The sequence below is a fragment of the Fictibacillus iocasae genome, assembly GCF_042665465.1.
Classification (GTDB): domain Bacteria; phylum Bacillota; class Bacilli; order Bacillales; family Fictibacillaceae; genus Fictibacillus; species Fictibacillus iocasae.
Genome location: NZ_JBHTCP010000016.1, coordinates 178,347 through 201,501, shown reverse-complemented (window position 1 = coordinate 201,501; position 23,155 = coordinate 178,347). Strand labels below are relative to the sequence as shown.

At 46.6% G+C, this 23,155-nt stretch carries 25 protein-coding genes; all 25 read right to left on the bottom strand.

Annotation, left to right across the window (positions count from 1 at the left end; genetic code table 11):
* Positions 1 to 172: 172 nt before the first annotated feature.
* On the bottom strand, positions 173 to 1,888 hold the full coding sequence (locus ACFQPF_RS10965) for a proline--tRNA ligase (RefSeq protein WP_379749539.1): 1,716 nt from the start codon (positions 1,886 to 1,888) through the stop codon (positions 173 to 175).
* A 25-nt stretch (positions 1,889 to 1,913) separates the two neighbouring features.
* A complete protein-coding gene (gene rseP / locus ACFQPF_RS10960; RefSeq protein ID WP_379749537.1) occupies positions 1,914 to 3,176 on the bottom strand; it encodes an RIP metalloprotease RseP in 1,263 nt (420 codons plus the stop codon).
* A 4-nt stretch (positions 3,177 to 3,180) separates the two neighbouring features.
* A complete protein-coding gene (locus ACFQPF_RS10955; RefSeq protein WP_379749535.1) occupies positions 3,181 to 4,335 on the bottom strand; it encodes a 1-deoxy-D-xylulose-5-phosphate reductoisomerase in 1,155 nt (384 codons plus the stop codon).
* A 28-nt stretch (positions 4,336 to 4,363) separates the two neighbouring features.
* Positions 4,364 to 5,152: a phosphatidate cytidylyltransferase gene (locus tag ACFQPF_RS10950; protein WP_379749533.1), complete on the bottom strand. Its 789-nt coding sequence runs from the start codon at positions 5,150 to 5,152 to the stop codon at positions 4,364 to 4,366.
* Between the two features lie 9 nt (positions 5,153 to 5,161).
* Positions 5,162 to 5,923 carry an undecaprenyl pyrophosphate synthase gene (gene uppS / locus ACFQPF_RS10945; RefSeq protein WP_379749531.1) on the bottom strand — a complete coding sequence of 254 codons (762 nt, stop codon included), beginning with the start codon at positions 5,921 to 5,923 and terminating at the stop codon, positions 5,162 to 5,164.
* Positions 5,924 to 6,044: 121 nt separating this feature from the next.
* Complete coding sequence (frr, locus tag ACFQPF_RS10940; RefSeq protein ID WP_379749529.1) at positions 6,045 to 6,602, bottom strand: ribosome recycling factor; 558 nt, start codon at positions 6,600 to 6,602, stop codon at positions 6,045 to 6,047.
* Entirely contained in the window at positions 6,602 to 7,327 is a 726-nt protein-coding gene (gene pyrH, locus ACFQPF_RS10935) for a UMP kinase (RefSeq protein WP_379749527.1), read from the bottom strand. The genes frr and pyrH overlap by 1 nt, the downstream gene beginning before the upstream one ends.
* A gap of 202 nt (positions 7,328 to 7,529) precedes the next feature.
* A complete protein-coding gene (gene tsf / locus ACFQPF_RS10930; RefSeq protein ID WP_379749525.1) occupies positions 7,530 to 8,408 on the bottom strand; it encodes a translation elongation factor Ts in 879 nt (292 codons plus the stop codon).
* Positions 8,409 to 8,529: 121 nt separating this feature from the next.
* Positions 8,530 to 9,258 carry a 30S ribosomal protein S2 gene (gene rpsB, locus ACFQPF_RS10925; protein ID WP_379749523.1) on the bottom strand — a complete coding sequence of 243 codons (729 nt, stop codon included), beginning with the start codon at positions 9,256 to 9,258 and terminating at the stop codon, positions 8,530 to 8,532.
* 161 nt (positions 9,259 to 9,419) lie between these two features.
* On the bottom strand, positions 9,420 to 9,827 hold the full coding sequence (locus ACFQPF_RS10920; protein WP_379749521.1) for a DUF6115 domain-containing protein: 408 nt from the start codon (positions 9,825 to 9,827) through the stop codon (positions 9,420 to 9,422).
* A gap of 21 nt (positions 9,828 to 9,848) precedes the next feature.
* Positions 9,849 to 10,613, bottom strand: a complete 765-nt coding sequence (locus ACFQPF_RS10915) for a FliA/WhiG family RNA polymerase sigma factor (RefSeq protein WP_379749519.1) — start codon at positions 10,611 to 10,613, stop codon at positions 9,849 to 9,851.
* 28 nt (positions 10,614 to 10,641) lie between these two features.
* Entirely contained in the window at positions 10,642 to 11,136 is a 495-nt protein-coding gene (locus ACFQPF_RS10910) for a chemotaxis protein CheD (RefSeq protein WP_379749517.1), read from the bottom strand.
* Positions 11,129 to 11,767, bottom strand: a complete 639-nt coding sequence (locus ACFQPF_RS10905) for a chemotaxis protein CheC (protein WP_379749515.1) — start codon at positions 11,765 to 11,767, stop codon at positions 11,129 to 11,131. Before ACFQPF_RS10905 ends, ACFQPF_RS10910 begins: the two co-directional genes overlap by 8 nt.
* Positions 11,764 to 12,237, bottom strand: coding sequence for a chemotaxis protein CheW (locus ACFQPF_RS10900; protein WP_379749513.1), 474 nt, complete (start codon positions 12,235 to 12,237; stop codon positions 11,764 to 11,766). The genes ACFQPF_RS10905 and ACFQPF_RS10900 overlap by 4 nt, the downstream gene beginning before the upstream one ends.
* A gap of 12 nt (positions 12,238 to 12,249) precedes the next feature.
* Positions 12,250 to 14,232, bottom strand: a complete 1,983-nt coding sequence (locus ACFQPF_RS10895; RefSeq protein WP_379749511.1) for a chemotaxis protein CheW — start codon at positions 14,230 to 14,232, stop codon at positions 12,250 to 12,252.
* A 1-nt stretch (position 14,233) separates the two neighbouring features.
* A complete protein-coding gene (locus ACFQPF_RS10890) occupies positions 14,234 to 15,301 on the bottom strand; it encodes a protein-glutamate methylesterase/protein-glutamine glutaminase (RefSeq protein WP_379749702.1) in 1,068 nt (355 codons plus the stop codon).
* A 9-nt stretch (positions 15,302 to 15,310) separates the two neighbouring features.
* On the bottom strand, positions 15,311 to 16,159 hold the full coding sequence (locus ACFQPF_RS10885; protein WP_379749509.1) for a MinD/ParA family protein: 849 nt from the start codon (positions 16,157 to 16,159) through the stop codon (positions 15,311 to 15,313).
* Positions 16,152 to 17,270: a flagellar biosynthesis GTPase FlhF gene (gene flhF, locus ACFQPF_RS10880; RefSeq protein WP_379749507.1), complete on the bottom strand. Its 1,119-nt coding sequence runs from the start codon at positions 17,268 to 17,270 to the stop codon at positions 16,152 to 16,154. Before flhF ends, ACFQPF_RS10885 begins: the two co-directional genes overlap by 8 nt.
* Positions 17,270 to 19,303, bottom strand: a complete 2,034-nt coding sequence (flhA, locus tag ACFQPF_RS10875; RefSeq protein WP_379749505.1) for a flagellar biosynthesis protein FlhA — start codon at positions 19,301 to 19,303, stop codon at positions 17,270 to 17,272. The genes flhF and flhA overlap by 1 nt, the downstream gene beginning before the upstream one ends.
* 13 nt (positions 19,304 to 19,316) lie before the next feature.
* On the bottom strand, positions 19,317 to 20,405 hold the full coding sequence (gene flhB, locus ACFQPF_RS10870; protein ID WP_379749503.1) for a flagellar biosynthesis protein FlhB: 1,089 nt from the start codon (positions 20,403 to 20,405) through the stop codon (positions 19,317 to 19,319).
* Position 20,406: 1 nt separating this feature from the next.
* Complete coding sequence (gene fliR / locus ACFQPF_RS10865; protein ID WP_379749501.1) at positions 20,407 to 21,186, bottom strand: flagellar biosynthetic protein FliR; 780 nt, start codon at positions 21,184 to 21,186, stop codon at positions 20,407 to 20,409.
* Between the two features lie 6 nt (positions 21,187 to 21,192).
* Entirely contained in the window at positions 21,193 to 21,465 is a 273-nt protein-coding gene (fliQ, locus tag ACFQPF_RS10860; RefSeq protein WP_379749499.1) for a flagellar biosynthesis protein FliQ, read from the bottom strand.
* A gap of 25 nt (positions 21,466 to 21,490) precedes the next feature.
* The gene (fliP, locus tag ACFQPF_RS10855; protein WP_379749497.1) at positions 21,491 to 22,171 is read right to left on the bottom strand and encodes a flagellar type III secretion system pore protein FliP; all 681 of its coding nucleotides are present in this window, start codon (positions 22,169 to 22,171) and stop codon (positions 21,491 to 21,493) included.
* A complete protein-coding gene (locus ACFQPF_RS10850) occupies positions 22,164 to 22,775 on the bottom strand; it encodes a flagellar biosynthetic protein FliO (protein WP_379749495.1) in 612 nt (203 codons plus the stop codon). The genes fliP and ACFQPF_RS10850 overlap by 8 nt, the downstream gene beginning before the upstream one ends.
* 14 nt (positions 22,776 to 22,789) lie before the next feature.
* Positions 22,790 to 23,152: a response regulator gene (locus ACFQPF_RS10845; protein WP_094250807.1), complete on the bottom strand. Its 363-nt coding sequence runs from the start codon at positions 23,150 to 23,152 to the stop codon at positions 22,790 to 22,792.
* Positions 23,153 to 23,155 lie beyond the last annotated feature (3 nt).

Sequence of the window (23,155 nt, the reverse complement as noted above, 5' to 3'; positions counted from 1 at the left end):
TCTCATACATGAGTAAACTTGTCTGTGACTTCTTTTTAATTGTGCAGAGATAGCTGCCTAGTATTTTTATCGTAAACGTTTAAACTGACTCTAAGGCCGCCGCTCCTAAAACGTTATGTTCTTGTTTTGAAAAAAGAGAAAGGCGCCCTTTTTAAAGGCACCTTTCGGAAAATCATTTTCCAGCCAGCAGCTGCAGTTCTTTCTTGACTGCCTGCAGCACTTCGCTGATCGGCAGTTCATAAGATTCTCCCGTTTTGCGGACTTTAAGCTCGACAATGCCTTCGCCTGCTTTTTTACCAGCCATCACGCGAAGTGGTACACCGATCAGATCAGCATCGGCAAATTTCACACCTGCTCGTTCTGGACGGTCATCGTACAGACAGTCGTATCCTGCTTCTTTCAATTGGCTGTAAAGGGCATCTGCCGCTTCTGCCTGCTCTGTGTTCTTGCTGTTGACTGCGATCACATGAACATCAAAAGGTGCTAACGCTAAAGGCCAGATCAAGCCTTTTTCATCGTTGTTCTCTTCTGCTACTGCTGCGAGAGTACGAGATACTCCGATCCCATAGCAGCCCATGATCATCGTCTGATTCTTTCCGTTCTCATCAAGGAATTCTGCTTTCATCGGTTCACTGTATACTTTTCCAAGCTTGAACACATGACCGACTTCAATCCCTTTTGCGAACTGTATGATTCCTTTACCGTCCGGTGATGGATCTCCTTCTTTAATAAACCGTATATCTTCATAACGCTCTACTGAAGCATCGCGGCCCATATTCACATTTTTCAGATGCGTACTTTCTTCGTTTGCACCGCATATGCCGTTCTTTACATATTTCACAGCATGATCAGCAATCACACGAATCTCGCTGCTGATGTTCACAGGTCCGATTGTTCCTGGTGCTGTTCCCATCACTTTCAATGTTTCCTGCTCTGAAGCGAGGGCAAGATCGTCAGCGCCAAGTACGTTCTTCAGTTTGATTTCATTAACTTCGTGATCCCCTCTTACAAGAACGAGTACGGGTACTCCGTCTGCGATAAAAAGGAGGGACTTGATGATCGTATCCTCACTGCACTCAAGCTTCGCTGCAACTTCTGCAATCGTTCTGGCATCTCCCGTATCAACAGGCTCAAAGGATAGCTCTTCACCTTCTGGCATTGTGTACGTATCGTGCACCGGAGCCATCTCGATGTTCGCTGCAAAATCTGATTCTGAGCTGTATGCGATCCAGTCTTCCCCGATCTCAGAAAGCACCATGAATTCATGGTTATCTTTGCCGCCAATGGATCCTGAATCAGCAAGAACGGACCTGAAATTCAGTCCTAGTCTCGAAAAGATCGCGCTGTAGGCCGACTTCATTGTTTCGTATGTGTGATCCAAGCTTTCTTGTGTATGATGGAAAGAATAAGCATCCTTCATGATGAACTCTCGTCCGCGCAGGAGGCCGAAACGAGGTCTTTTTTCGTCACGAAACTTCGTCTGAATCTGATAAACGTTTAATGGAAGCTTCTTATATGACTTGATCTCGTCACGGATGATGCTCGTGATCACTTCCTCATGTGTCGCACCTAGTGCGAAGTCCCGGTCATGCCGGTCTTTTAAGCGCATGAGCTCAGGGCCGTACGACTGCCAGCGTCCGCTCTCTTCCCAAAGATCAGCGAGCTGAAGAGCTGGCATCATCATTTCCTGTGAACCCGCATTGTTCATCTCTTCTCTTACAATCGCTTCAACCTTCTGCAGCACTTTTTTCCCGAGCGGCAGAAACGAATAGATGCCCGCTGCATTTTGGCGGATGAATCCTGCTCGTAAAAGCATCTGATGGCTTTTAATATCCGCATCTGAAGGAACTTCTCTTAATGTAGGCATAAATAGTTGGCTTTGTTTCATTTTCTTCTCCTCTTATTACCGGTTTTTAGCTAAGAAAAATTTTATGAATGTCATTCCATGTCACAACGAGCATTAACAGCATTAAGAACGCAAATCCGATAAAATGGACCAGCCCTTCCTTCTGCGGGTCTACAGGCTTGCCGCGAAGTGCTTCAAAACCTAAGAACAGCAGGCGGCCTCCATCGAGTGCCGGCAGTGGAAGGAGGTTAAATATTCCCAGATTGATCGAAAGGATCGCAGCCCATTGCAGCAGCATGTATACGCCGGCTTTCGCTGCTTTATCCGTATAGTCATAGATGCCAAGAGGGCCGGACAGCTGATCGATTCCGTGCTGCCCTGTCACGAGCTGGCCAAGGCCAGTAAATATCGCTTTTGTCATAAACCAAGTCTGTTTTGCTCCATATTCCACCGAACCAAGCACAGAAAATTCTGTGTAAGGATGGGCACCGATAAATCCTTCTGATTTCCCGCCGGCCCCTTCCCGTTCGCCAAGCTTCACTTGTACATTTTCTCTTTCACCGTTGCGAACGATTTCAAACTCCAGTGATTCACCAGGGTTGTCTTGTATGACACTAACAAGTTCCTTCCAGCTTGAAACTCGCTCTCCGTCAACGGATACGATTTTGTCGTTCTCCTTTAGACCGGCTTTTTGTGCCGCTTCCCCTTTTGCCAGCTCACCTAGCCTTGACTCGTTTGATGGGATTCCCTGCATAAGAGAAAAAGCCACAAGAATTACAAACGCAAGCAAAAAGTTGGCAAGAGGTCCCGCGAAGATCGCCATGACGCGCTGCATGATCGTCTTGCTTCCAAATTGGCGGTTATATGGTGCGATCTGCATTTCTTGATGATCCGCAACATATGCGGCATCTTCTTTTACAGCATATCTAACAAGCGGAGCATCCTGGTCTTCATAGCCTTCCACAAACAGCTCGTGGTCAAGGTCCGCCCTTTCAACCGTGATCATTTTTTGCACAGGATATTTATCTTTATGATTGACGATCAGCTTCACAGCCTCATCTTTTTCATTAAAAATTAATCCGATTCGCTGGCCCGCCTTCAGTTCAATTCCTTCCGGGTCCTCTCCTGCCATACGGACAAAGCCCCCAAGCGGGAGCAGGCGGATTGTGTAGACCGTCTCGCCTTTTTTAAAAGCAAATATTTTCGGCCCGAAGCCGATCGCAAATTCTCTGCATAGAATACCTGCTCTTTTCGCCAAAAGAAGATGTCCAAGCTCGTGGAAAAAAATTAAAGCACCTAATATGATGACGATCGCAATCACAGTGTTCATTTCATTACCTGCCTTTGTTTAATAATGATAGGACATACGACCGCGCCCAGCGGTCTGCTTCCTGAAGCTCTTCAAGTACAGGGGCGGATGCAATCTCATGTGCCTGCATGGTTTCATGGATCAAGTCTTCAATCTCCAGAAATGAGATGCGTCTTTGCAAGAAAGCGTCGACTGCTGTCTCATTCGCTGCGTTTAAGACAGACGGCATCGTTCCGCCCATTTTGCCAGCAGTATACGCAAAATCCAGGCATCTAAAACGCTCGAGATCCATTTGCTGAAAATGAAGCTTGCCATTCTCCCATAAGTTTAACCGTGAGCCTCTTGTATGTTCAAGTCTTTTAGGGTAGGAGAGCGCATACTGTATCGGCACCCGCATATCAGGCTGTCCAAGATGGGCGATGACGCTTGTATCCTTGAACTCTACCATAGAGTGTATGATGCTCTCCTTATGTAAGATGACGTCTATTTTAGTATAGTCAAAAGAAAATAGCCAATGCGCTTCGATGACTTCTAACCCTTTGTTCATCATCGTGGCAGAATCGATGGTAATTTTTGCGCCCATCGACCAGTTTGGGTGATTCAGCGCTTCATCTACAGTCACGCCTTTCAGCTCATCCCGGGTACGGTCTCTGAAACTTCCTCCAGAAGCTGTCAGAATCAGCCGCTCTGCTTCTTTAGCGTCTTCTCCGTTCAAGCATTGAAAGATGGCAGAATGCTCAGAGTCCACAGGCAGGATGGATACTCCTTGCTTTTCCGCTTCTTTCATCACGATATGACCTGCCGTAACAAGTGTTTCTTTATTCGCAAGAGCGATCCTTTTGCCTTCTTTAATGGCTTGCAGCGTAGGAACCAGCCCAACACTTCCCATGACCGCATTCACGAGTACGTCGCTTTCATGATAGGCCGCTGCTTCGATGAGTCCTTCAATGCCATAAACGACTTTCGTCCTGCCAGAAGCCAGCTGCAGCTTCATAGCGTCATCTTTATGGATGACGGCTGCTATTTCCGGCTGAAATTCCTTGATGATCTGTTCGGCTTTATCCATGTTCACTCCCGCAGAAAATGCAGACAGTGCGAATTCATCCGGATGAGAACGTATGACATCCAGCGTTTGTTCCCCGATAGAACCGGTCGCTCCAAGCAGACTGATTTGTTTCATGCTGTCACCTCGAAAAAGTTTGCTTTCATTATAACAAGTGCAGAACATGAACGAGCGGCATCACAAAAAGCACGCTGTCCAGTCTGTCAAGAATGCCTCCATGGCCCGGGAGGAGATTTCCCGAATCCTTCACACCATAAATGCGCTTAAACGCCGACTGTGCCAAATCGCCAATCTGTCCGAAAACACCGACAAAAAGAGCGATAGCAAGCACTGTGATAAGCGAGAACGGAACAAAGTCCGTAACGTAGCATATAGCGCCGACCGCCAGACTCCATGCGATTCCGCCGAGCGCTCCTTCAATCGTTTTATTCGGCGAGATGACCGGCCATAGCTTATGCCGGCCGATTGCTTTTCCTGTAAAATAAGCCCCGCTGTCTGCTGCCCATATCATAAATAAAATAAAAAACACAATATAAAGACCATCATTAAGAAATCTTGTTTCGAGTAAATAATAGAAACCGAATCCGATATATACACTGCCAAACAACACGAACGCGATATCATCAAACGTGTGGCGGTTCTTGCTGACCACCGTTACAACAAGCAAAATCAACACTGCGCTGACGAGCATGTCCTGCTTTGTAAATGGCGTGATCGTGTCCATCACTTCCTTGGGAACAGCAAGCCCAGCTGTCAGTACATAGCCGATAATGCTCACTCCTGAAACGTGATGCATGTTTTTCATCTTCAGAAGTTCATACATGCCGATAAGCGAAAGCCCGATGACAAGGGCTGCAAACGGCCATCCGCCGTAAACGACGAGCCCTCCAAAAAGGACTGCCGCAATGGCGCCTGTTATAATTCGTTCTTTCATAGGTCCTCCTTATTTGACCCCGCCATACCTGCGGCCTCGTGCCTGAAAGCTTTGGACGGCATCTGCCAGGTGTGACTCTGTAAAATCGGGCCACAAAACATCTGTAAACCAAAATTCTGTATAAGCCAGCTGCCAGAGCATGAAGTTGCTCAATCGCACCTCACCGCTAGTTCGGATTAACAGATCCGGCTCTGGCAGGCCGAACGTCATCAGATGGCGCTCGATGCTTTCATCTGTAATATCAGATGGCCTTAATAATCCGGCCTCAACTTTTTGGGCGACTTGTTTTACCGCTTCAGTGATTTCGTCTCTGCTGCCATAATTCAAGGCAAAGTTCAAGATCAGCCCTGTGTTGCGGCTCGTTTTCTCAATCGCCTCGTCAACAGCTTTTATAGTATGAACAGGCAGGAATTCTTTTTTCCCCATTATTTGAACCTTTACGTTTTCCTCTATGAGCTCTGGAAGGAAACTTCCTAAAAATTCACCAGGCAGTTTCATAAGAAAATCCACTTCTTCACGTGGGCGCTTCCAGTTTTCTGTGGAAAAAGCATAAAGGGTCAATGCTTTTATGCCAAGGCGGCTCGCTTCTTTAACAATCCGTTTGACGGTTTTCATCCCTTCATGGTGCCCTGCAAAACGCGGCAGTCCTCTCTTTTTCGCCCATCTTCCGTTCCCATCCATAATTATAGCCAAATGTACGGGAATTTCACCATCGCTCAGGTCAGGAGATTCTGAAGCGTTTTTTTTCCAAAAAGCGATTTTTTCAAGCATGGCAAAGCCTCCATCTTAAGACTTGCAGGGGATCTTGTCCACAGCACAGGCACTGATCCCCTCCTAGCAAAAAAACCCCCATAACAGAGGGTTTTTTTATTTCATTGTACAGGGAATATGGTTATACTTCCATGATTTCTTTTTCTTTATTGGCCATCACAGCGTCCGCTTCAGAAGTGTACTTGTCGGTAAGCTTTTGAACATCGTCATTATAGCGGCGAAGTTCGTCCTCTGTGATCTCTCCGTCTTTTTCAAGCTTCTTCAGATCTTCATTTGCATCGCGGCGGATGTTGCGAAGCGCTACTTTAGCGTCCTCAGCATATTTTTTCACGAGCTTGGCAAGATCTTTACGGCGTTCTTCTGTTAATGGCGGTATCGTGATGCGAATCACTGATCCATCATTAGAAGGAGTAAGACCTAAGTCAGACTTTTGGATCGCTTTTTCAATGTCCGCGATCGCTGTTTTATCGTAAGGCTGGATGACCAGAAGGCGCGCTTCAGGAACCGTCACGCCTGCGAGCTGGTTGATCGGTGTCGCAGCACCGTAATAATCCACTTGAATGCGGTCTAGTAATGAAGGATTGGCACGTCCCGCACGGATAGATCCTAACTCACGCTGAAATGCGGCGATCGCTTTTTTCATTTTATCTTCTGCTTGTGTTAACACTTGCTTTGCCATTAATTTCTCCCCCTTATCACAGTTCCGATTTCTTCGCCTAAAATGGCTCGTTTAATGTTTCCTTCCTCCATAATTGAGAATACTACGAGAGGAATGTCGTTGTCCATGCATAATGATGAAGCCGTCGTATCCATTACGGCCAGTCCTTCTTTCAATACATCAAGGTATGAGAGGCTCGAATACTTAACGGCGTTCTCATCGAGCTTTGGATCAGCCGAGTACACGCCGTCCACATTGTTTTTTGCCATAAGGATCACTTCCGCTTCGATTTCCGCGGCTCTAAGTGCGGCGGTCGTATCGGTCGAGAAGTACGGGTTTCCTGTTCCTGCAGCGAAAATAACCACTCGCTTCTTTTCAAGGTGACGTATAGCTTTTCTGCGGATGTATGGTTCTGCAACCTGGCGCATTTCTATAGATGTCTGTACTCTTGTCTGAACTCCGATGTTTTCTAAGCTGTCCTGAAGGGCAAGTGAATTCATCACTGTGGCGAGCATGCCCATGTAATCCGCTGATGCACGGTCCATCCCCATCTCGCTGCCTGTCTTTCCGCGCCATAAGTTGCCGCCGCCTACGACGACTGCTACCTCAACGCCAAGCTCCACGATTTCTTTCACCTGTGTAGCAACTGACTGGACGACAACGGGGTCGATGCCTGTCGGCTGCCCGCCAGCGAGCGCTTCTCCGCTTAATTTTAAGACTACGCGCTTGTATTTTGAATGACTCATAAGTCCCCTCCATCACCTTAAAATTTAGCTAGCTTTAAAGAAAACTTGGCTGACGCCAAGCCTTTTTGTCAGCCTAAGTTGACCTTATACTTTGTTCGTTAACTTTTTGACTGCGTCGAATTCCTTATCTGTTAAAAAGTTATACTTTCTTAAAGTGGAAAAAAGAGGGAACACATTGTGCCCCCTTCTTTTATAAGACTGATTACTTTTTCACTTGAGACATAACTTCTTCAGCGAAGTTGTCTTCACGCTTCTCCATGCCTTCTCCTACTTCATATCGAACGAATGAAGCAACCGTAGCACCTTTAGAAGCCGCATACTTTCCTACTTTTTGGTCAGGGTCTTTAACGAAAGACTGGTCGTTCAAGCAGATGTCTTCAAAATATTTGCTAAGGCGTCCTTCAACCATCTTTGCAACGATGTTTTCCGGCTTGCCTTCGTTTAATGCCTGCTGCGTAAGAACCTCACGCTCACGAGCTACTTCTTCTTCTCCCACTTGGTCGCGTGAGATGTATTTAGGGTTTACAGCGGCAACATGCATCGCGATGTCTTTTGCAGCTGCTTCATCCGTCGTACCTTCAAGAACAGCTAGAACACCAATGCGTCCGCCCATGTGAAGGTATGATCCGAATGCTGCGTTGTCGCCCTTTTCAACAATCTCGAAACGGCGAAGAGAAATTTTTTCTCCGATCGTCGCGATTGCAGAGTTGATGTACTCTTCTACTGAAGAACCGTTAAGTTCTGAAGAAAGAGCTTCTTCAACGCTAGCAGGGTTAGTAGCAAGAAGGTGCTTTTCAAGCGTCGCGATCACTTCTTTGAACTTTTCGTTTTTTGCAACAAAGTCTGTTTCAGAGTTCACTTCAACGATTACAGCTTTGTTTCCTTCAACTAGGACAGAAGTTAGACCTTCAGCAGCAATGCGGTCTGCTTTTTTCGCCGCTTTCGCGATGCCTTTTTCACGAAGATAGTCGATCGCTTTTTCCATATCACCGTTCGTTTCTGTTAACGCTTTTTTGCAGTCCATCATTCCTGCGCCTGTTTTTTCGCGTAGTTCTTTAACCATTTGAGCTGTTACTGCCATTGATAATTCCTCCTTAGTTTTTATGTAGAAGCAGGGAATAGCATGTCCCGCTTCAAAGACTCTTTAAAAAAAGGGGATAAAGGGCAGCCCCCTCTATCACCCTTTTAGTTATACCCTATTATTAAGCAGTCGTTTCTTCTTCTGCCTGAACTTCAGCTGCTTCTTCTCCGCCTTGGTTAGCTTCGATTACAGCATCCGCCATTTTACCAGTAAGAAGTTTAACGGCACGGATTGCATCGTCATTACCTGGAATAACATAATCCACTTCGTCTGGATCGCAGTTTGTATCAACGATCGCGATGATTGGAATGTTAAGCTTGCGTGCTTCAGCAATCGCAATGCGCTCTTTGCGAGGATCAACTACGAACAAAGCATCTGGAAGCTTTTCCATGTCCTTGATTCCGCCTAAGAACTTCTCAAGACGATCCATTTCCTTTTTAAGGATGATAACTTCTTTCTTTGGAAGAACTTCAAATGTTCCATCTTCTTGCATTTTTTCAAGCTGCTTAAGACGGCTGATACGCTTGCGGATCGTTCCGAAGTTAGTAAGAGTCCCGCCCAACCAGCGCTGGTTGATGAAGTACATTCCAGAACGCTCAGCTTCTTCTTTTACTGAATCTTGCGCCTGCTTTTTTGTTCCGACAAAAAGGATCTTCCCTCCGTCTGCCGCGATGTTGCGCATCACGTTGTAGCACTCTTCAACCTTTTTCACTGTCTTTTGAAGGTCGATGATGTAAATGCCGTTACGCTCTGTGAAGATGTAACGTGACATTTTTGGGTTCCAGCGGCGCGTCTGGTGGCCGAAGTGTACCCCTGCTTCTAATAACTGCTTCATTGAAATTACTGCCATAATGGCACCTCCTGATGGTTTTTTTCCTCCGCCCGCTTCTTCTCTAAGCGAAAACCGGCAATAGCCAGCACCATTCGCTCAAATCCGCTAAGGCGTGTGTGATTAACACCGTGAATTAATATATCATAAATAAAGATAACCCCGCAAGCCATTTTGCAGGGTTATCGGTAAAATTTTAATAAAAGGTCGACTTCGCCTTTTCCTCTGTTCATTTCTTTCGCGATTTGTGTAGAATCGAGACCTCTTTCGGCGAGCTGAAGGATTTTTTTCTGATCACTGGAAAGCTCCGCATTCTCCGTTTCAGGCACGGAAAATACGTCATGATTTTCCTCGGGCTTCATTTCTTTTGCGGGAGCCTTATGATCTTGTTCATTCAATGCCTCGATCTTTCTAATGATCCTATCATTCTCTGCCTGCATATCGATCGTGAATAAGGCTAGGGCATCTTCCATCTCTGACATCATCTTCTGCTGCTGTTTTTGTCCATCCTTTTTCTCCTTATAAAGCTGCCATAGAAAATAAAACGCAGCGGCATGGAGAATTAGGCTGATTGATGTAAATCCACTCATCGTGCTTCACCTGTCTCTCCATTATAAGTATTTTTTAAGTACCTGGCGGATCCTGAACAGTGACTTCGAATGAATCTGTGAGATTCTGGATGTGGAGAGCCCGAGCACTTGGCCGATCTCTGTGAGCGTCAGCTCTTCATAATAAAACAAGCTGACGACAAGCTGTTCCTTTTCCGGAAGCTGGGCGATGACAGCTGCTAGCTCTCTGTTCAGCTCATCTTTGATCAGCTGCTTCTCAGGAGTGACGGCTTTCTTATCTTCAATAGAAAAACTGACCTTTTCGCGGCTGTCACTTTCTCTGTTTTCTTCGTCGATCGATAAAATATTGGCGAAAAAACTCTCGGAGAGGACCGATGTTACCTCGTTTTCCGTATATCCAGTTTCTTTCGCCACTTCTTCAGGGGTCACACTTCTTAAGTTTTGCTGTTCGAGTTTTTCGATCGCTGCTTCGACCCTCTTTGTTTTCTCACGGAGTGACCTTGGAAGCCAATCTTCTCTTCTTAACCCGTCAAGTATAGCTCCTCGCACTCTAAAAGAGGCGTACGTATCAAATTTCAAGTCGCGCTCGGGCTCAAACTTCTCAAGCGCATCGTAAAGGCCCAGCATACCGAGTGAACGGAGTTCGTCTTTGTTGACACTTTTTGGCAGACCTGCTGAGATGCGCTGAACATGATAGTTCACTAAAGGCAGGTATGCACGAAGCAGCTCGTCGCCAGCTTCTTTGTCGCGGCAGCTGTTCCATTTTCTCCAGCACGCTTGCTCTGCCGTGAATGACGGTTCTGACATGATGGCTTACCCTCCTTCTTCTTGTTTTTTAAATGACACTTATGCCTCTAGTGGCCGTCTTCACTTGCAGCTCACCGTTCATCGGATCAAACTCAATCGTTCTCCCGCATGACCCGCCGGTATCTTCTGACAGTATAGGGATGCCGAGCTTTGCAAGCTCATGCTTGACTGCCTCAACGTTTCTTGGCCCGATCCTCATTAAATCGCCTCCGCCAGAGAACTGAAACATTTGCGCGCCGCCAGCCAGCTTAGCAGCCAACGATCGTGCTCCCTCTTTGGCTAGAAGGATTTGCAGAAGCTTCACACCCGTGTCTGCAAATTTTCCTTCATTAAAATTATCACCTTTTGCGATAGACGAATCAGGGAGCATGATGTGAACCATCCCGCCAATCTGCCTTGAACTGTCAAAAAGCACGACACCCACACAAGATCCAAGCCCAGCCGTCCTTATTTTTTGAGGGGTCTTGACCGTCCCTATTCCTGCGATGCCTATTTTCATGACATCCTTTATCACATCATTCATCGATGGAAACTCCTAGTGCATGAAATATTTTTCGGTAAGAACCGGGATCCGGCAGGAGAAAGAATTGCCCTTTCAGTGACTCCCCGTGTTCGTCATTCATTCCTGTAAAAGCTGTTTCTATCACGATCGCCGAATCACTGACCGCTGAGATCTCCATCAGTCCGAAGCTCAATACCGCTCCGGCCATATCAACGGTTGTCGCAGGAACAGAAGGCGCCAGCTTCATCCCCGTAAAATCGGATAAAGAGGATAAATAGGATCCTGCTAATATATTGCCGGTTTCCTGCAGTGCGGAAAATGCCATCTCAGAGAACTCATCATGTATCTCATCGTCCTCTCCCATGAGGCTCTGCACAAGATAAGCCGCCTGGTTCACTGGCATCATGAAGAACATCGCCCCTGGCGCTTCCCCGTTCACTCTTAGAAATACAGAAGCCACAATCGCTTCAGGGCCGCCGATCAGCTCTGTGATTTCATCGAAAGCGACGACTTTTACGGCAGGCACTTTCATATCCACGCCTTTGTTTAAGAGAGACGAAAGAGCCGTTGCCGCATGTCCTGCCCCGATATTTCCGATCTCCTTTAAAATATCAAGATGAAAGGGTGTAATATTGCTGAACGGCCCGATCATCGCCTTGCGGAAGCCTTCAGCTCTTCAGGGTTCAACACTTTATCAAGATCGAGAACGACCAATATTCTATCACCTGAGCGAGCAATGCCTTTGATGTATTCCGCACTTATGGTGCCGTTTACTTCTGGCGGGGGCTCGACCGAATCAGCCGGGATATCTAGAACGTCATTGGCTTCATCTACAATAAGCCCTGCTTCTGTTCCGTTATTTGAGGCAATAATAATTTTCGCTTGTTTCTCATCATGCGTACCCTCGGATCCAAACCGCGTGTTCAAATCGATGACAGGGGTGATGACCCCTCTTAAATTAATCACGCCTCTCACAAATGGCACTGCACCTGGCACCCTTGTTACAGGCTGCATTCTTTCAATTGATTTCACTTGTGATACTTCTATCGCAAATTCTTCCCCGTTTAATTGAAATACGATGACTTGAAGCTCAGTCCCTGATAGCATATCTGCCGTCTCCATCTCGACTCCTCCTTATTGATTCATTAATGCATTACTATCAATCACGAGCGCGACCTGTCCATCTCCTAAAATGGCTGCACCCGAAATGGCAAACACTTCTGCTGATAAATAATTCCCAAGAGATTTAAGCACGATCTCTTGCTGGCCGAGAAAGGAATCGGCTACAAGTGCGGCAAGTTTTTCACCATGTTTTACAATGACCGTATACAGCGCGCCGTCCGCTGTTGATTGCTCTGGAACATGAAACGTTTTCGCGAGATATACGAGAGGGATCACTTTTCCTCTAAAGTCGATCACATCCTGTCCGTGAAGGGAGTGAATCTGATCTTTTCTTACGACCCCTGTTTCCAAAATGGATGATAGCGGGATCGCATATTTTTCTGAATGTACAGTAACCAGCAGCGCCTTTAAGATAGAGAGTGTCAATGGGAGCTGTATAGAAAATGTCGTGCCGAAGCCGCTTTTTGAATCAACCGCGATGCTTCCTCCTAATGACTCGATCTTATTTTTTACCACATCCAGACCTACACCCCGCCCAGAAATATCTGAGACGGTATCAGCCGTCGAAAATCCTGAAGCAAAAAGGAGCCCGTAAATTTGCTGGTCCGTCATTTTCATCGCTTCATCCTTTGTCAGGATGTTGTTCTCAAGTGCTTTAGACAGCACTTTCTCTTTGTTGATGCCGCCTCCGTCATCTTCAATCTCGATAATGACGTGATTGCCGCTGTGAAAGGCGCGGAGCTGGATCGTGCCCGTTTCGCTCTTTCCAGCTTTCATTCTGTCTGACGGTTTTTCGATTCCGTGGTCCAACGAATTGCGAAGAAGATGAACAAGCGGATCACCGATCTCATCGATGAACGTCCGGTCAAGCTCTGTATCAGCGCCTGTGATCTCCAAAGAAACTTGTTTTCCTAAGTCTTTGGCAAGCCCTCTGATCATTCGCGGAAAACGATTGAACACCGTCTCTACAGCGACCATTCTGAGTTTTAAAATGATATCTTGGAGATCTGTGGATGTCCGAGCCATCCTCTCCATCGTTTCTGTTAATTCACTGTTTCCGATGCCCCGCGATACTTGATCAAGACGCCCTCTTTCAATAACTAGCTCTTCAAAGAGATTCATCAGCTGATCGAGCCTCTCAATATTGACTCGGATCGTCTTTCCTCCTGCAGCAGGACCCGGCTTAGAGGCCGCTGGTTTCTCTTCCTCGCCCACGGACGGCGCAAACACTGCTGCCGCTGTTTCACTTTGTGCTGCGCCGTCGTTTTGGAGGGCGTCCTGCACTTCAGCCGTTTTCACTTCAGACACAGCAAGAACCGTTTCTTTGATGGTTTCCAACTGTTCGTTTGTCACGAGTACTGCCGTAAAGGCGGAGTCGAACTGTTCCGCTTCAAGCTGCTCGATTGGCGGATTTGCTTTGATCACCTCTCCTTTTTGCTCGAGCGCACTGAACACCATGTATACTCTCGCCGCTTTAAGCTGGCAGCTATCCTCAAGCGTTACTCTAATTTCAAAGACATGAAACCCTTGTTCTCTTGACTCAAGAATGACCGTTTTTTCAAAATCGTCGTACTCCAGGCGTGCTGTCGGCACGGCTTTCTTCTCTACCAGCGGCTTCCCGCTTTCAAGCTGCTCCAGCAACCGGACTGTGTCAGAAACGTCTCTTTGTCCGTCCCCTCCAGAACCGATCGAGCCTACCATCGCTTCTAAATGATCAATGGAAGCGAATAACGCATCCAGAACATCTGGTGTCGCCTCCGCTTTTTTATTGCGTATAGCGTCGAGCAGGTTCTCCATCATATGTGTGAGGCTTGCCAGATCGGTATAGCCCATCGTGGCAGACATGCCTTTTAGTGTGTGTGCGGAACGGAAGATTTCATTAACGATGGCCGTTTCGCCAGGATTGCTTTCTAGGAGCAGCAGCTGTGTGTTGATGGACTGAAGGTGCTCCCTGCTTTCATCTAAAAAAACATCTAAATATTGAGTCATCTCCATCTCATTCGTCCCCCGTCTCTAAAACATGTAGAATATGCATCGCGATATGGTTTACATGAACGATCTTTTTTGCAAGTCCGGCCGAAACAACAGACTTAGGCATCCCGTACACGACACAGGATTCTTCCGATTCGGCAATCACCGCGGTATTTCCGCTCTGTTTCAGCTTGTGCAGGCCTTCCGTTCCGTCACTGCCCATCCCTGTCATAACCACCGCTACTTTTCTGTAATCGTGCAGCTGTGCTGCACTTTCAAACAGTGCGTTAACTGACGGCCGGTGCCCAAGTATCGGCTCCTCTTTGTCAAGATGAGCGACTAACTGACCTGAAACTTCCTGTAATGTAAGGTGATAGCCTCCGGGCGCTATATACACTGACCCTTTATTCAGCACCTCTAGATGTTCTGCTTCTTTAATGCGGAGTTCTGAAAGAGAATCGAGCCTTTGTGCAAGAGATGCTGTAAATCCTGCAGGCATATGCTGTACAACTGCAACAGGAGCATCCAAATCGCCTGGCAGCGAGCTTAATACAGTCTGCAAAGCGCGCGGTCCTCCGGTTGACGTTCCTATCAACACCACAGGCGTCCCTTGCTTTTTATTCTTTCGCGTCTTCTCAGGCGGAGCAGGCGAAAGGTCCGTTTTTCCATCGTGCAGGTGTGATTCAGCAGGCTTGATAAAAGCCGCCATCATCACCTTTTCGATCAGCTCATCCTGAATTTTTTTAAGATCGAGTGATATGGCACCTGAAGGTTTTTCAATGAAATCGACCGCGCCAAATGACATAGCCTGGATCGTGCTGTCTGCTCCTTTTTTTGTCGAGCTGCTCAGCATAATAACAGGAACGGCACACTCTTTCATAATGAGTTTCACGGCATCCAATCCGTCCATGACAGGCATCTCAACATCCATCGTGACAACGTCAGGAGTCAGCTGCTTTACCTTTTCAAAGGCGTCTATGCCGTTTCTTGCTGTTCCGATGACAGCGATACGCTTATCCGAGGCTAAAATGTCTGAGATGTATTTTCTCATAAATGCTGAATCGTCTACTACCAGCACATTTATGGGTTTCAGCATAAGACACTACCTTTCTATTAAAAACGCTCTCAGCCGCGTGAAAAAGGAGGAACGCTGCTGAATGACCGGCTCACCAGCCAGCTTTGCAGCCATTTCCTTCACTGATCTGCTCGCAGGTGAGGAAGGAGAAGAGAGTACAAATGGCACTTGATTTTTCACACTGTTCTTAACAGCCATATCATAAGGAATCATGCCCAGGACTTTTAATCTTTTATTCAAAAAACGGTGCGACACTTCTGTCAGTTTTGCTGCGGCTGCCTTTCCTTCCGCTATCGTTTCGAACCGATTAATAATGAGGGCGACAGACAGCTCTGGTTTGCTTGCATGGATATGCTTGATCATGGAATACGCATCGGTAATGCTCGTGATCTCGGGTGTCGTGACGGTCAAGACTTCATCACAGCATAAGATAAAGCCGAGGCTCCATTCTGTTATGCCTGCCCCCATGTCTAGAATAATATGGTCATAAACCGTTTCTGCCTCAGAGAGCTGCATGAAAAAATGATCCATCATGCTGCTGTCAAGTGACGCGATGGAAGAAAAATTCCGTCCACCGGCTATATGGGAGATTCCTGTTCGATCTTGTTCGATAATGTCCCATATGCCCAAGCCGTGCTGCAGCATGTCCAAGATATTTTTAGATGACGCTTTTCCAAGCAATAGATCGATGTTACCCATTCCAATATCCAGATCGAAAACGAGCACCTTATACCCGCTTTTAGAAAGCGAGATGGCCAGATTGGCGCTTATGTTCGATTTTCCAACGCCGCCTTTTCCGCTGACGATTCCCCACACTTTTGCCTGCTTCGTTTCGGCAGACAACCGCTGCCTTAACATTTCTGCCTGATCAGCCATTCTTTTTTCCCTCTGTGAACTGCAGGGCAATCTTGTCTGCACTTGCTTCGATCAGATCATCAGGTACGTTCTGGCCGTTCGTGACATAAGCCGTTCCGATCTTATGGAACAGCGAAAAGTTGATCATAGCCCCGCTGAGCGTTGTTTCATCATACTTAGTGAAGATCACCTTGTGTACGGGCAGATTCTGAAACCGTTTATAGATGGCATCCATATCCGCGAATCGGGATGTTAAGGATAAAACAAGGTAGTTCGTCATATCACTGTCAAATTGGATGATTCGCTGCAGCTCTTCGACATAAAAAGGATTTAAAAAGTTTCGTCCGGCAGAATCCACGAACACGATATCGCAGTCGGATAACTTCTTTTTTGCTTTGCTGAAGTCATCCGCTGTATACACGACTTCACAAGGAATGTTCAAGATTTCAGCATATGTTTTCAGCTGTTCGATCGCGGCGATCCGGTACGTATCCGTTGTAATAAAGGCCGCTTTTTTTCCGTCCTTTAAAACCGCTTGTGCCGCGATCTTGGCAAGTGTGGTCGTTTTTCCTACACCTGTCGGGCCGACAACATTCAAGAATTTTGTTTCATAATGAAATGGACCAAATTCACTTTTCTGCATCCTTGCGCTCAGCCATTCCGCCACCCAGCTTGACCAGCTGTACTCGGCACGCTCCTGTTCACTGAACGACTCCCACTTTGCCAGCAGGCTGCTGATCAGTTCTTGAACAATGTCGGCAGATAATTCCTGTGAAACAAGGTAATCTCTCCACTCTTGCAAATAATCTGGGAGCGCGTCGAATTCTCCGTTTTTAATGGAACGGACCATGCTCTTAAGCTGCCGTATTTCGTCAGCAAGCACCGTTTGATTTTCACTTTCTGCAGCCTTTGCTTTCGGTTCTTCCACTCGGATGTTCGGCCTCCGGCTGTGTCTGGCCCCATCATGATCAAGTCCAGCAAACACTTCCATGGCGGTCTTTGTGAAGAACCCTAAAAAGCCGCCTTTTTGGACTTCTCTCGTATTTAGAATCACAGCACTTGAACCTAAGTCAGCTTTCACAAGTTTCATAGCCTCGGGCAAGGTAGAGGCGGTATATTTTTTTACTTTCATCAGATATTCACCACTCCCACACTTTGTACTTCAACATCCGGCTCCAATTCATTGTAGGAAAGAACCGCTATGTCTGGCAGATATCGTTCGATCAGCTGCCTCACATACATCCTGACCGCCGGCGAGCATAATAGGACAGGTGTCTGTTCAAAGCTTCTGGCTTGTTCTAGCTCTCTTGTGATGCTGTCATATATATTCTGTGAATCTTCCGGATCAAGAGACAAATAGTTGCCATGTTCGGTCTGCTGCACGTTCTCAGCGATGCGCTTCTCAACCGATCCTCCAAGAGTGATGACCTTGAGCGGGTCGTCACCGTTTCGGAAATGGCTCGAAATCTGCCTGGATAGCGATTGCCTTACATACTCTGTCAGGAGATCCGTGTCCTTGGTCATCCTGGAGAAATCAGCAAGCGTCTCGAATATGACCGGTAAGTTTCGGATGGAAATTTTCTCTTTCAAAAGTCGGGACAAAACCTTTTGAATCTCCCCTGTTGTCAGTCCATCAGGTGTCACTTCTTCAACAAGAGCAGGATACGATTCTTTCAAGTGCTCGATCATCTGGCGTGTTTCCTGTCTGCCAATCAATTCATGAGCATGCTTTTTGATCACCTCAGTCAGATGTGTAGAAACGACTGATGGCGGATCAACAACGGTATAGCCTGAGAATTCCGCTTTCTCTTTCATATTTTCTGAAATCCATAAAGCCGGCAGACCAAACGCAGGCTCCATCGTATCAATGCCGCTTATTTCTTCATCGTCCACACCAGGGCTCATCGCTAAATAATGATCGAGCAGCAGTTCTCCCCTCGCCACTTCGCTTCCTTTGATTTTTATCCGGTATTCATTAGGCTGCAGTTGAATGTTATCTCGTATTCGAACAACCGGGACGACCATTCCAAGCTCAAGTGCAAGCTGCCTTCTGATCATGACGACACGATCAAGGAGGTCACCGCCTTGCTGTGCATCCGCTAGCGGGATAAGGCTGTATCCAAACTCAAATTCTATCGGATCAACCTGTAACAGGCTGACCACTGATTCCGGACTTTTCAGCTGCTCTGTTTGCTGATCCTCTTCTAGCACGTCTTCTAAATTCTTTTGTCTAGACTCTGCCTTCAGCAGTGTGTACCCGCCATATGCGATCAGACCGCCGATCGACAGCGTGAAGAAATCATTGATTGGCGTGAAGAGGCCGAGCATGATTATCGTTCCGCTCGCAACAAGCAGCAGCTTAGGAAAAGCAAGAAGCTGCTTAGAGATATCAAAGCCGAGATTGCCTTCTGACGCTGCACGCGTAACGATAATCCCCGTAGCAGTCGAGATGATCAGCGCGGGAATCTGGCTGACAAGCCCGTCCCCGATTGTAAGTCTTGTAAACGTTTCCGCACTCTCCCCGAAGGATAGGTCCATCTGCATCATTCCGATGATGATGCCGAAGATCATGTTGATGATGACGATGATGATCCCAGCGATTGCATCACCTTTAACGAACTTGCTCGCACCGTCCATCGCTCCGTAAAAGTCTGCCTCGCGCTCTACTTTGCTTCTTCTTTCCTTTGCTTCATGGTCTGAGATCATGCCGGCATTTAGATCAGCATCGATACTCATCTGCTTGCCCGGCATAGCATCGAGTGTAAAGCGGGCCGCGACTTCGGAAACCCTTTCTGACCCTTTCGTGATTACGATAAATTGAATGATCACGAGGATAAAGAAAATGACGATACCGACTAAAATGTTTCCTTGAACAACAAACTCGCCAAACGTATGAACAACATCACCCGCCTCGCCATGCGAGAGGATGGATCGTGTCGTTGAAACGTTCAATCCCAGCCTGAACAGAGTGACAAGCAATAGCAAAGAAGGGAAGATGGAAAATTGCAGCGGTTCATTCGTATTCATTGATATCAAAATGATCAATAGGGCGAGCGATATATTAATGATGATCAAGAAGTCCAGCATCCATGGAGGAAGCGGGATGACGAGCATCGCCAATATTAAGATCACGCCAATTAATACAGAAATATCTCTTGCTTTCATGACTATCCAACTCCTATTTCCCTGCTGTTGCTTTCTTTTTTACGCTGTATACATAGGCAAGAATTTCAGCGACCGCTTTAAAAAGATCCTCAGGTATTCTGTCACCAATCTCAGCCCGGCTGTACAGCGTACGGGCGAGCGGCTTATTTTCTACCATGACAACCTCGTTTTCTTTTGCAATCTCTTTGATCCTTAAGGCAATTAAATCCATACCCTTAGCCACGATGAAGGGAGCGTCCATTTCGGAACCGTCATATTTTAGGGCGATAGCAAAGTGGGTCGGATTCGTGATGATAACATCTGCTTTAGGCACATCCTGCATCATCCGTCTCATGGCCATCTGGCGCTGCTTCTCTTTGATCTTGGATTTTATCTTAGGATCGCCTTCTGACTTCTTGTATTCATCTTTAATGTCTTGCTTTGACATTCTGATGTTTTTTTCAAAATCAAATTTTTGGTACATATAGTCCAGCAGCGAAAGAAACAATAGCACGATAGAAGCGGCGAAAAGCATCTTCATCGCCAGATCTGCTGCTGCAGAAAGCGCCGAGCCCAAATCCACGAGGGCGAACCTTCCCATTTCCGCACGTGCATCATATAAGAAATAAAAGGTAACGGCGCCGACAAAGCCGATCTTGAGCATCGATTTGGTCATCTCAACAAGGGCTCTTACCGAGTAGATACGCTTAAAGCCTTGAATCGGATCAAGACGTTCCAGCTTCATCTGTACCGCTTCTGTGGAAAACAGGAAACCCACTTGTATATAGTTTGAAATCATGGCGGCTATAAAGGCCGCTCCAAGCATGGGGGCGGCGATGGCTGCCGCTTCGTATACCAAGTCTGAAAAAAGAAGTGGGACCGAGTCAGCACTGATGTCAGCCAACAATCCTTCAGCAAGCCGCTCTCTTAACACGTCGAGCATCTTGGTCCACATCCAGCTGCCAGAGAACGCGAGTACTAATACGGAAGCAAACAGAATTACAGCCGTGTTCACATCCGCGCTTTTAGCTGTCTGCCCCTTTTTCCTCGAATCGTCTCTTTTCTTTGGCGTCGCTTTCTCTGTTTTCTCTTGAGAAAAGTATTGAAGGTTCATTCTCATCATGCTACCTTCCTCCCTCCCCAAGTGCTTCCATAAGTGCTCTCATCGCTTCGGTGATCTGAGCCATGAGAGCACTCAAGCTGACAAAAAAAACAGGAAGAACGATAAGAAGCAGTAAAAACGAGATTAATATTTTCAGAGGAAGACCGATAACAAATATATTGAGCTGCGGTACAGTCCGCGCCATGATACCAAGTGCCAGATCAGCTAAAAACAATGCGCCTACGATTGGAAACGCCATCTGAAACGCCGCCAGAAACATGCCGGAAAAGGCTTCAGCGAAAGTCTTCAGCACGTTTTCATCCCCAAAATGAAAGACAGAGTATTCAAGCGGGATAAATTGATAGCTGTAAAAGATGCCATCCAATAACAGATGATGAGCATCCGTTGATAATAGAAATAAAATAGCAAAGGTATACAGGTATCTTCCCATCAAAGGACTTTGCGCCCCTGTCTGCGGATCAAAAACGTTCGCTAATGCAAATCCCATCTGCAAGTCGATGAACCCACCAGCAGCCTGAATCGCGGCGAAAAGAATGGCGGCAATCAAACCGAGTGCAAGGCCAGTCATGACTTCTTTTAATAGAAGAAGGATGAACTCGCCGTCCACTGCAACAGCAGGCGGCTTAACCGCGTACAAGGCAATCCATGAAATGAAGAGCGAAATGGCTGTTTTATGCATGGCAGGAATGCTTCTGTTAGAAAAAATAGGCACGGTTACGAAAAAAGAGCTGATTCTTGCTGCGATTAATAGAAAGGACGGCAAGTAATTAATATCAATCATTCTTCTTTAGGGCCCTATGTAATGATGAAGATTATTAAAGATTCCAGAAGTAAAAGCCAATATTTGCGAAAGCATCCACGGACCAAAAAAGATGAGGCCGACCAGGACAGCGACAATCTTGGGCACGAACGCCAGTGTTTGTTCCTGTATCTGAGTGGTTGCTTGAAAGATACTGACAACAAGTCCGACAATCAAAGCCAATGCAAGCAAGGGGCCGCACACAAGCAGCGTCACATAGACGCCTTTTTCAGCTAATGTGATGACAAATTGTGAATCCATTTCATCCACCTACTAATTTCATAAGTTAATAGCTCAACAGCAGCGACTTGACGATGAGATACCATCCATCGACTAATATGAACAGAAGAATTTTAAAAGGCAGTGAAATCATTACCGGCGGCAGCATCATCATCCCCATCGCCATAAGGATGCTAGCCACAACCATGTCAATCACAAGGAAAGGCACAAAGATCATAAAGCCAATCTGGAAGGCCGTTTTCAGTTCGCTAATGGCAAACGCCGGAACTAGGGTTGTAAGCGGGATATCTTCTACCTTTTTGGGTTTGTCCGCCTTGGAATAATCCAGGAACAATGCCAGATCTTTTTGCCTAGTCTGCTTTGCCATAAATTCTTTCAGCGGCTTTGTCCCTTTTTCAAACGCCTCTGCTTGCGTGAGCTCTCCTTTTAATAGAGGCTTAACAGCTTCTTTGTTCACTTCTCCGATTGTCGGAGCCATGATGAAGAAAGTGATGAACAGCGCGATGCCAACCAGAACCTGGTTAGGGGGCATTTGCTGTGTCGCTAGCGATGTGCGGACAAAGGACAGGACGATGATCACCCTTGTAAAACAAGTCATTAAGATTAATAGACTTGGTGCAAGACTGAGCACCGTGAGCAGCAAGAGCAGCTGCAGCGTCGTCTCCAGGTTTGCCGGCTCACTGGAATTTAAGGCATCAAGATCGATGCTTGGTAAAAGATCATTCATCGGTGTTTCCTTCTTTCAGACGTTCCGTTATCTTCTTACGGCTTTCTGACAAATCTTTAAGCTGATTCATGAGCAGCTCTTTAAAAGGCAAGCTGCCGTTATTTTGGGCGCCATAGCCATTGAACTCTTTCTTTTCGGTGCGGTTTAGCCCTTCTAGCTGTTCGATCGTTTCATCATCTGTTATTTCTTTGATCAGTGTGACGTTTTCGCCTACACCGAGAAGGAGGATCGAGTTTCCCGCCTTGACCGCCTGCAGAGACCGGCTAGGACCTAGCCCAACTCCCCCGAGCAGCTGCAAGGCTTTTCCATGCTGAAAGCCTGCTGACTTTTTTTGAATGAACTTCAGAACAAAGACTAGCAGCGCTATAACAATCCCGAGCATCACTAGGAGCTTTAAGATCATGAAAAACGTGCTGCCGGAGCTTTCATTTTTGGCTGCAGCAGCTTTCTCAGCCTGTTTGCTGTTATTTTCTTGGTCATTGTCGATCCAATCGGACACTGATTTTCCGCTGCTTGCGTAGCTTTGTGCTGAGGCTGTTTCCCCTAGAAGAGGAAACAGCACAATCAGCATGAAAACGGCCGTAAGTTTTGCAAGTTTAAACATGGTATTCCTGCTCATCAACCTAATGTTTTCTTGATGGCTTCAATAACACGGTCTGCCTGGAAAGGCTTGACGATAAAATCCTTTGCTCCAGCTTGAATCGCATCAATCACCATCGCCTGCTGGCCCATCGCGGAACACATGATGACCTTCGCTTCTGGATGAGTTTTCTTGATCTCCTTCAAAGCTGTAATCCCGTCCATCTCTGGCATCGTGATATCCATCGTGACGAGATCCGGCGAGACTTCATTAAACTTTTCAATCGCTTGCGCTCCGTCTGCGGCTTCTCCTACTACATCAAAACCATTTTTCGTTAAAATATCCTTGATCATCATTCTCATGAATGCTGCGTCGTCAACAACTAAAATGCGAGCTCCCATAAT

Coding starts and splice junctions, on each gene's coding strand:
- ACFQPF_RS10965 (WP_379749539.1), bottom strand. CDS start 1,888: ATGAAACAAAGCCAACTATTTATGCCTACATTAAGAGAAGTTCCTTCA.
- rseP (WP_379749537.1), bottom strand. CDS start 3,176: ATGAACACTGTGATTGCGATCGTCATCATATTAGGTGCTTTAATTTTT.
- ACFQPF_RS10955 (WP_379749535.1), bottom strand. CDS start 4,335: ATGAAACAAATCAGTCTGCTTGGAGCGACCGGTTCTATCGGGGAACAA.
- ACFQPF_RS10950 (WP_379749533.1), bottom strand. CDS start 5,152: ATGAAAGAACGAATTATAACAGGCGCCATTGCGGCAGTCCTTTTTGGA.
- uppS (WP_379749531.1), bottom strand. CDS start 5,923: ATGCTTGAAAAAATCGCTTTTTGGAAAAAAAACGCTTCAGAATCTCCT.
- frr (WP_379749529.1), bottom strand. CDS start 6,602: ATGGCAAAGCAAGTGTTAACACAAGCAGAAGATAAAATGAAAAAAGCG.
- pyrH (WP_379749527.1), bottom strand. CDS start 7,327: ATGAGTCATTCAAAATACAAGCGCGTAGTCTTAAAATTAAGCGGAGAA.
- tsf (WP_379749525.1), bottom strand. CDS start 8,408: ATGGCAGTAACAGCTCAAATGGTTAAAGAACTACGCGAAAAAACAGGC.
- rpsB (WP_379749523.1), bottom strand. CDS start 9,258: ATGGCAGTAATTTCAATGAAGCAGTTATTAGAAGCAGGGGTACACTTC.
- ACFQPF_RS10920 (WP_379749521.1), bottom strand. CDS start 9,827: ATGAGTGGATTTACATCAATCAGCCTAATTCTCCATGCCGCTGCGTTT.
- ACFQPF_RS10915 (WP_379749519.1), bottom strand. CDS start 10,613: ATGTCAGAACCGTCATTCACGGCAGAGCAAGCGTGCTGGAGAAAATGG.
- ACFQPF_RS10910 (WP_379749517.1), bottom strand. CDS start 11,136: ATGAATGATGTGATAAAGGATGTCATGAAAATAGGCATCGCAGGAATA.
- ACFQPF_RS10905 (WP_379749515.1), bottom strand. CDS start 11,767: ATGATCGGGCCGTTCAGCAATATTACACCCTTTCATCTTGATATTTTA.
- ACFQPF_RS10900 (WP_379749513.1), bottom strand. CDS start 12,237: ATGGAGACGGCAGATATGCTATCAGGGACTGAGCTTCAAGTCATCGTA.
- ACFQPF_RS10895 (WP_379749511.1), bottom strand. CDS start 14,232: ATGGAGATGACTCAATATTTAGATGTTTTTTTAGATGAAAGCAGGGAG.
- ACFQPF_RS10885 (WP_379749509.1), bottom strand. CDS start 16,159: ATGGCTGATCAGGCAGAAATGTTAAGGCAGCGGTTGTCTGCCGAAACG.
- flhF (WP_379749507.1), bottom strand. CDS start 17,270: ATGAAAGTAAAAAAATATACCGCCTCTACCTTGCCCGAGGCTATGAAA.
- flhA (WP_379749505.1), bottom strand. CDS start 19,303: ATGAAAGCAAGAGATATTTCTGTATTAATTGGCGTGATCTTAATATTG.
- flhB (WP_379749503.1), bottom strand. CDS start 20,405: ATGATGAGAATGAACCTTCAATACTTTTCTCAAGAGAAAACAGAGAAA.
- fliR (WP_379749501.1), bottom strand. CDS start 21,186: ATGATTGATATTAATTACTTGCCGTCCTTTCTATTAATCGCAGCAAGA.
- fliQ (WP_379749499.1), bottom strand. CDS start 21,465: ATGGATTCACAATTTGTCATCACATTAGCTGAAAAAGGCGTCTATGTG.
- fliP (WP_379749497.1), bottom strand. CDS start 22,171: ATGAATGATCTTTTACCAAGCATCGATCTTGATGCCTTAAATTCCAGT.
- ACFQPF_RS10850 (WP_379749495.1), bottom strand. CDS start 22,775: ATGTTTAAACTTGCAAAACTTACGGCCGTTTTCATGCTGATTGTGCTG.
- ACFQPF_RS10845 (WP_094250807.1), bottom strand. CDS start 23,152: ATGGGAGCTCGCATTTTAGTTGTTGACGACGCAGCATTCATGAGAATG.